Raw genomic sequence first — 8,916 nt, 5'->3', positions numbered from 1 at the left:
GCCAACCGCCTGGCGCACCGGCTGATTGCCTTGGGAGTGCGGCCGGAGGCGAAGGTGGGGATTGCGGTGGAGCGCTCCGTCGAGATGGTGGTGGGCCTCTTGGCCATTCTGAAGGCGGGTGGGGCCTACGTGCCGCTCGACCCCGAGCATCCTGAAGAGCGGCTCGCCTACATGATCAAGGACAGCGGTATCGAGTTGTTGCTCACCCAGAGTCATGTGCGCGGGCACCTGCCGGCGGGTGAAGGGTTGTGTGTGCTGGAACTCGATGTACTCGACATCCCTGAAGGGCCGGAGGACGACCCGCAAGTTGCCGTGCACGGGGAGAACCTGGTGTACGTGATTTACACGTCGGGCTCTACCGGCCGACCCAAAGGGGCTGCCAATCGCCACTCCGCACTGTTCAACCGGCTGGCCTGGATGCAGGATGCCTATCGGCTCGATGCGTTGGACACGGTGCTGCAGAAGACCCCTTTCAGTTTTGACGTGTCGGTCTGGGAGTTCTTCTGGCCGCTCATGGTGGGCGCGCGCCTCGCGGTGGCGGGGCCGGGCGACCACCGTGATCCGGCGCGCCTGGTCGAACTCATAGGCCGGCATGAGGTCACCACGCTGCACTTCGTGCCATCGATGCTGCAGGCCTTCTTAGTGCACGAAGGCATCGAGGCATGCACCAGTGTGCGGCGCATCGTTTGCAGCGGTGAAGCGCTGTCGGCCGAAGTGCAGAACACCGTGTTCAAGCGTCTGCCTCGTGCAAGGCTGTACAACTTGTACGGTCCCACCGAAGCGGCGATCGACGTCACGTCCTGGAGCTGCCGGGACGATGGCCGCGGCCAGGTGCCGATCGGACGTCCGATCAGCGGCATCCAGACGCATGTGCTTGATGCCGGGTTGAACCTGGTGCCTTCCGGAGTGGCTGGAGAGCTGTATCTGGGCGGGATTGGGCTGGGCCGCGGCTACCAGGGGCGGGCGGGTTTGAGTGCGGAGCGGTTCGTGGCTGACCCGTTCGACGAGGCGGGCGGCCGGTTGTACCGCACGGGGGACCTGGTGCGGTGGAACGCGGAGGGTCAGCTGGAGTATCTGGGGCGGTTGGACCACCAGGTGAAGATCCGTGGCCTGCGCATCGAACTGGGCGAGATCGAGGCGCAATTGCTGGCGCAGCCCGACGTGCGCGAAGCGGTGGTGGTGGCCAAGGACGGGCCGGGCGGCGCACGACTGGTGGGCTACGTCTCGGCGGTGGCGGGGCAGGCGATCGAGGCAGGCGAGCTGCGTGAGCGGCTGGGCCGGCAGTTGCCGGACTACATGGTGCCCAGTGCGGTGGTGGTGCTGGATGCGCTGCCGCTCAATGCCAATGGCAAGGTGGACAGGAAGGCGCTGCCGGAGCCTGGGCTGGAGGGCACACGCGAGTACGAGGCGCCGCAGGGCGAGGTGGAAGAGGCGCTGGCCAAGATCTGGGCCGAAGTGCTGGGCGTGGAGCGCGTGGGGCGCCACGACAACTTCTTCGAGCTCGGCGGGCATTCGCTGTTGGCTTCTATGCTGACGTCGCGGCTGCGCTCTGCGATGGGGTTGGACATGCCTCTTCGCAGGGTTTTCGAACATCCTACCTTGCAGTGCTTGGCTACCTGCATCGAAGAACTGCGGTCTACCGGAAGTGATCCGATGTTCGATTCCTTGCCATTGTTGGCTATGCCACGCGGTGGAGCGTTACCGTTGTCGCCAGTCCAGCAGCGCCTGTGGCTGGTAGAGCGCATGGTTAGCACATCGAATGCGCATCTCGCGCCAGCGTACAACATGGCTGCTGCTTTTCGCCTGTCGGGGCCGCTGGATCTGTCCGCCCTGCAGGCTACGCTCAATGCCATCGTACTCCGCCACGAGACCCTGCGCACCGCCTTTCCGGAAGATGAGGACGGACTGCCGATGGCCGTGATCCGCGCGGCAACTGGTATCGATCTGCCGGTGGCAGACCTATCGGACGAACCCGATGGCTTACATCAGAACCTGATCGACCAAGCGCTTGCCGGATTGGCCTCCCGGCCGTTCGACCTGGCTTGCGGCCCATTGTTGGGTGCCGGCCTGCTGAAGCTGGGGGCCGCGCAACATGTATTGCTGCTGAGCGTGCACCACATGGTTTTCGATGGGTGGTCGGAAGCAGTGTTCGTGAACGAATTCGTTGTGATTTACCAGGCGTTGCGTGCCGGTGTCCCCCCGGTTTTGCGAGATATGGAAATCCAGTACGTCGACTACGCCGCTTGGCAGCGTCGTAGGCTCGAAGCATCGGTACAGCAAGACGCCGCGTTCTGGCGCAGCTATCTCGACGGCGTGCCTGTGGTGTCCTCGTTGCCGTCGGACTACGCACGGGCTGAACGTGCGTCGACCGCAGGTGCAGCCGTGCACCTTGAGGTTCCCGGGCAGGTGGCGGAATCCGTCCGCAGTCTGGCCAGAGCACGTGGAACATCGCCGTTCATGGTGCTGCTTGCTGCCTTCGTCGCCCTGCTCCATCGGCAAGCCGATGCGCGTGACTTGGTGATTGGTACCGACGTGGCGGGCCGCAACCATCGGCTACTCGAAGACCTGATTGGTTTCTTCGTCAACGTGGTGCCACTGCGTTCACGGTGGACGGCAGGCTTGACTTTCGGCCAGTGGCTTGAACGGATCAAAGAGAACTGCCTCCCCGCATTGGATCGCCAGGATGTTCCGTTTGATCAGATTATCGATCACGCGAAGGTGCAACGCAGTCGCGGATCCAACCCGCTCGTGCAGGTCCTGTTCGTCATGCAGAACATGCCGCGAAGTCGCTTCGAGATTCCCGGCCTCGAAATCGAAATCCTGCCCGCACCCACGACCACATCGAAGTTCGACCTCGCGGTGTTCGTCAGCGAAGGCACCGATGGCCTGCATGCAGAGTGGGTGTATGCGACCAACCTGTATCGGCGCGAGACGATCGAACGTGCATCCGGCGCCTGGCTCGAGTTGCTACTGCGCGCTGTAGAAGCGCCTGACGCGCCATTGGACGATTTCATTTCTTCCAGCATCAAGGAGTTCTCGATGATGACGACACCATCGCCCCAAGTGGGCAAGCTTGACAAGCTCAAGAGGATTGGACACAGGGAGACTGCTGCCGTGCCGGTCACGCGCTCCTTGATACGTACCTCGTTCCTTGCACCGGGGCGTGAGTTTCCTCTTGTCGTGGAGGCCACCAGCGCCGACATCGACCCCGTTATTTGGGCCAAGGAGCAGAGCGATTTTGTTGAGACGGCGCTGCGCAAGCATGCTGCGATTTTGTTCCGCAACTTCGGCCTCAAGACGCCACAGGAGTTCGAGGCTTTCGCCGAAGCCATGGAGCCCAAGCTCTACGGCAGCTACGGTGACCTGCCCAAGAAGGAAGGAGGCCGCAGCACTTACCGCTCCACGCCGTATCCGGAGCGGCAGATGATCCTTTACCACAACGAAAGCTCGCATCTGGACCGCTGGCCGCGCAAGCAGTGGTTCTTCTGCGAGTTGCCGTCACGCGTCGGGGGCGCTACGCCCATCGTCGATGGCCGTGAGATGCTGCGCCGCCTGCCGGTGGAACTGGTCGAGGAACTCGACCGCAAGGAGTTGCTGTACGTTCGCACCTTCGTGCCGCGGCTGGACGTGAGCTGGCAGGATTTCTTCAAGACCGACAGCCGCGTTGAGGTCGAGACGCGGCTTGCCACGTCTGGCATTGAGTGGCGCTGGCTGGACGAGCACACGTTGCAGACGCGAACCCGTTGCCCGGCAGTGATCTCGCATCCGATCACCGGTGAGCGTGTGTTCTTCAACCAGGTGCAGTTGCATCACGTAAGCTGCCTGGAGCCCGAGGTGCGGGAGGACTTGCTCGCACTGGTGGGTGCGCAACGCATACCCAGGCAGGTGTACTTCGGTGACGGCACATCCATCAGCGACGAAACCATGGCTGTCATCGGTCGCACCTACGAGGCGTGCGCGGTGCGCTTCGATTGGCGCCGCGGTGACGTTGTGATGGTTGACAACATGCTCGCCGTTCATGCGCGTGATCCTTACGAGGAGCCGCGCAAGATCGTTGTCGCGATGGGCGACATGTATGACCGCGCGATGCTGGCGGCAGCCCAGCCGGCAGACGAACTGGAGGGTTGAGACATGAGTGCCGTGATTGAAGACGTTGCAGCGTCCAGTCCTCTCAGCCCCGAGCAGCGCGCGCTGCTCGAGTATTCGGGTGGCGAGGAGCGCATGCGCCACGCGGTTCACGTCCTGCGCGTCGAGGTCGATGACAACGTGATTCCAGAGCGCCTGCGCGTCGCGGTGGAGCAGGCCCTGCAGGATCATGGGATTCTGAGTGCGGCTATTCGTCATGTCCCCGGTTACCGTGGGCTGCGCATGCAAGACATGAACGAGAGCGCGCCCGGCACGTGGCTGGTGATCGACGATGATGACGATTTTGCCAAGTTCAGGCGGATGCCATTGGACGTGGGACACGGAGCGCTGTGGCGCGGTGCATTCGTGCGGCGAAATGGAGTGCGCCCGGTTCTCGCTCTGGCTGTGAGCGCGCTGGTCGCCGACCGCGGCAGCCTTGCGGATCTGTCCGGACGCATCGCCAGCGCCTATGCTGGTCAAGCTGGAGCGGAGGAGGTCTTTCAGTACGAGCAATACGTCGAGTGGCGTCGCGAGCTCGATGCCGACGATGAGGCTGCGGCCGAGCGTAGGTACTGGCAGCGCTACCTGCACGATAGCGACGCATGGACTGCGCCGCGGCTGGTCTATCGGAGGAGTGGCGCACGCGAGCCGGCTGCAGAGCGCTTTTGCGCGACGGATCGCATCGATGCTGCGTTGATGGCCCGCGCAGTGGAGATCGCCGCTGCGGCGGGCGTGCGTCCGGAGGTGCTGCTGCAAACAGTTTGGTGGGTACTGCTGGCCAGGTTGACTGGATTCAACCGCTACGCGGCTGGCTGGCAGCACGACTGCCGGAGCGACTACGACGTCATGCGTGGCGCGGTGGGTGTCTTCGTCAAGGTGCTCCCTCTCGTCATCGAAGGCGGCGGAGATGAGCCGTTCTCTGCATGGCTCGCACGAATGGCCGCTTGCGCCAGCGCTCATATCGAGGCGCAAGAGCATTGCCCGATCGACGCAGTGACCTCCACGGCTCGTCTCGCTATCGGCTTCGCGTACCATGATCGTACGTCGCCGCATTGCGAGATGCCGTGGCGCATCGTTGAACTGCCGGGACCTATGCCTTGCTTCGAACTGGCATTGCAGATTGATGCATCTGGCGAAGGCGTGGAGCTGGCCGTGTACGCCGATGCATCGCTGTATCCCCAGCGGGGCATTGACCGTCTGCTGTCGCAGTACGTGGCACTGCTGCAAGGCGCGCTGGAGCGGCCGGGCAGCCCCGTTTTGGAACTTCCTTGGATAGGTGAATCTGAGTGGCGGGCCCTGCAGGTTGATTGGCAAGGGCCAAAAGTCGACTTTGGCGAGCAGGGCATTGCGCAGGGCATCGCGCATTGGGCGCAAGCGACTCCCGATGCGCTGGCCATCGTGGCCGGAGCGCAGCGACTGACCTATGCTGCACTCGATGCCCGCGCCAATCGCCTGGGCCACTGGATGCGGTCGCAGGGCGTAGATGCTGGTGCGCTGGTCGCGCTGGAACTGCCGCGCTCGCCTGACCTGATCGTGGCTATGTTGGCTGCCTGGCGGATCGGCGCCGGTTACCTGCCGTTGGAGCCAGAATGGCCTGCAGCGCGGCGTCAGGTTGTGCTGGATGATGCCCGTCCTGCCTTGGTGTTGAGCACGGTGCAGGTCGCCGATATCGGCCCCTGGCGCGCAGCCGTGGTGGGCGGCATCGATCTCGATACGTTTGCCGCCGAGCCGCCTCACTACACGCCCCGCGTGGACGATCCGGCCTACGTGCTCTACACCTCCGGCTCAACGGGGCAGCCCAAGGGCGTCGTTATCGAGCAACGGCAGCTTCTAAACTACGTTGCCGCAGCTTCTTCCGCGATGGATCTGGCGAGCTGCCGACGCTGGGGCTTGCCCACCTCAGTCGTCGCCGATCTGGGGAACACTGCGCTGTTCGGTGCTCTGTTCAACGGCGCGTGCCTCGTACTCGCCGACGCGAACGAGGCCCGGGACGCGGTGGCCTTCGCGCGCTTCATGGCTGATCACGACATCGATGCGCTCAAGATCGTGCCTTCGCACCTCGAAGCGCTGCTGGAATGCGATGTGCCTCGCCTGCCGCGCACGTTGGTGCTGGGTGGGGAGGCGGCGCCCCGAGCCCTGATCGAGCGCATCGCGCTGCTGGCGCCCGAGTGCGCCGTCTACAACCACTATGGCCCCACGGAAGCAACCGTGGGCGTGATGGTGCATCGCGTAGACCGCGAGGAATCGATACAGGATGTGCTGCCGCTCACTGGCGTGCTTGCGAACAACCGCATGTACGTGCTCGACGCGGCATTGCGGCCGGTGCCGGCCGGGGGGCTGGGCGAACTCTACGTTGGCGGCGCTCAAGTCTGTCGTGGTTATCTGAACCGTGAGGTCGAAGGCGTGTTCGTCGCTGATCCCTGGCAGCCCGGGCAGTGCCTGTACCGCACGGGCGACCTTGCCTGGGTGTTGCCGGAAGGTGGTGTGCGCCTGGCCGGTCGCGCCGACCATCAAATCAAGATCCGCGGCTACCGCGTCGAACCGGCTGAAGTGGAGGCAGGTTTATTGAGTCTGCCTGGGGTGCGTCAGGCGGTCGTGATCGCTCGGGGTGGCACTGCTGGTACGGAACTGGTCGCCTTCATCGCTAGCGGGGGGGCTGATGCGTCCGACATTTCGGGGTGGCGCGAGCAGCTCGCGAAGCTGCTGCCCGAGCACATGTTGCCGGCCGCCCATGTCCTCCTGGACGAGTTTCCGCGCCTGCCCAACGGCAAGATTGATCGGTTGGCGCTTGCTGCGATGCATAACGCTACGCCACAGGCACCCGGCGCTGGTCTGGAGCCAAGCAGCCCGCTGGAAGCCGTGCTGGCCGAGTCCATGGCAGCCCTGCTTGGGCACAAGCAGGTCGCTGCCGATGCCGACTTCTTCGAGCTCGGAGGTCATTCTCTGCTCGTGATCCGGCTCGTGGCCCGCATCCGCAAACTGCTCAATATCGAGATCGAGCCGGGCCTCGTGTTCGACCACCCCTCGGCCCAGACGCTGGCTGCGGCGCTGTGCGCAGTCCATGACCCTGTGCAGCTTGATCGTCTCGCGCAAATTCATGGTACGCAGGCCTGAACCGGTTTCCGAGGAATACGAATGAGCATCCCAGTCGAAGTTCGAGACGTCCCTTCCCTTGAAATGGCGGCGCATGACGCGCCCGTGCGGCGTGTTACAGAGGGCGAAGCTGTGCAGCTCTCCTTTGCGCAGGAGCAAATCTGGTTCCTCCAGCGACTTGAGCCCGGGCTCACGGCCTACAACCTGCCCCGTGTCTTTCGCCTGACGGGGCCGTTGTCTGCCGATGCGTTGGCCCGTGCCTTCGATGCGGTAATCGAGCGACATGCCGTCTTGCGGACGCGTTTCTTCGAGCAGGGCGGTGTTCCAATGCAAGTTGTGGAACCGTCGGTGTCGTTCAAGCTCGAGTTGATCGATTTGTCCGGCCAGGAGCCGCAAGTGCGTGAGAGCTTGCTCGACAAGGCGATTGATCAGGTCGTGTCGCATGGCTTCGATCTCGGGCGGGCGCCGGCGCTGGTGGCGCGTCTGATCAAGCTGGGCGAGTGCGAGCACGTGATGGCGGTGTGCCTGCACCATATCATCTCCGATGCTTGGTCCAATCCGATCCTGGCACAGGGGTTGGGCCAGGCCTACCGGTTGGCGCTGCGCCAGGCTGGCCCTGTGCATCTCGACCCTTTGCCGCTGCAATACGTCGACCATGCCGTTTGGCAGCGTGCCAGCGCGCAGGCGGGGGGGCTGGATCGAAGCATCGATCACTGGAACACCTATCTCGGTGAAGAAGTGCCGGCGCTGGAGTTGCCGGTCGATTTTTCCCGCCCTCACGGCCAGAGCTTCGACGGCGCTGCCATCGATTTCGAGATCGATCCGTCCTCCTATGCTGCTCTGCTTGACTTTTGCCGCGCCGAGCGTTGTACCCCTTTCGTCGTGCTGCTCGCTGCTTGGCAGGTGCTGCTGGCCCGCTACAGCGGGCAATCCGACTTTGCGATCGGCGTGCCGTCGGCCGGGCGTGAGCGCGAGGAAGTCCAAGAGCTCATGGGCTTTTTTGTGACGACCCACGTCTATCGCGCGAGGCTGAAACCGGGGATGACGCTGCGCCAGTTGTGTCGGCAAGTGCGGGCAGATGCAATCGCGGCGCTGAACCATGCGGATGTGCCGTTCGACGTGTTGCTCGCCAGCCGGAAGGATCGTCGCGAGCCAAGTCGCAGTCCGTTGTTTCAAGTGATGTTCGGTGTGCAGATGGCCGATGACGGGGACGCACTCGACTTCGCGGGGGTCTCGGCGGTGCCGATGGATTTTCGCCATCAAGGTGCCAAGTACGAGCTATTGCTGGACGTCGCCATCGGAGGGGGACGTGCCAGGGGACGCTTGGAATTCAACACCCAGTTATTTACTGAAGATACCGCGCGCCGCTTGATCGGTGGCTACTTGCGCGTGCTGGCATGCGTAATCGCCGACGCAGACCATCCCCTTCTGGCGCTTGAACTGCTCAGTCGAACGGAACATGAGCAGATGATGGCGTGGGGGGGCGGCGAGCCGCAGTACCCGATGATGGAGCCGGTGCATCGGCTGGTCGAGCGGCGGGTGCGCGAGCATCCCGACGCGGTGGCGCTCGTGATGGGCGAGAAGCGGTTGAGCTACGCCGAGCTCAATGGCCGGGCCAACCGCCTGGCGCACCGGCTGATTGCCTTGGGAGTGCGGCCGGAGGCGAAGGTGGGGATTGCGGTGGAGCGCTCCGTCGAG

At 63.8% G+C, this 8,916-nt stretch carries 3 protein-coding genes; all 3 read left to right on the top strand.

Features of this window, described 5'->3' with window-relative positions:
- The first annotated feature begins 9 nt into the window (after positions 1-9).
- Positions 10-4,128: a non-ribosomal peptide synthetase gene (locus tag C667_RS17175; protein WP_281054849.1), complete on the top strand. Its 4,119-nt coding sequence runs from the start codon at positions 10-12 to the stop codon at positions 4,126-4,128.
- Between the two features lie 3 nt (positions 4,129-4,131).
- Positions 4,132-7,239 carry a non-ribosomal peptide synthetase gene (locus C667_RS17170; RefSeq protein WP_004371481.1) on the top strand — a complete coding sequence of 1,036 codons (3,108 nt, stop codon included), beginning with the start codon at positions 4,132-4,134 and terminating at the stop codon, positions 7,237-7,239.
- Positions 7,240-7,260: 21 nt separating this feature from the next.
- Positions 7,261-8,916 (top strand): condensation domain-containing protein (locus C667_RS17165; protein WP_004371479.1); only part of this gene is annotated, 1,656 nt, incomplete at its 3' end.

Origin of the sequence: Thauera phenylacetica B4P, from assembly GCF_000310225.1 — a bacterium.
GTDB classification, from domain to species: Bacteria; Pseudomonadota; Gammaproteobacteria; order Burkholderiales; family Rhodocyclaceae; genus Thauera; species Thauera phenylacetica.
Note: the sequence above shows the minus strand (reverse complement) of the source record. Positions and strands in the feature narration are given on the sequence as shown.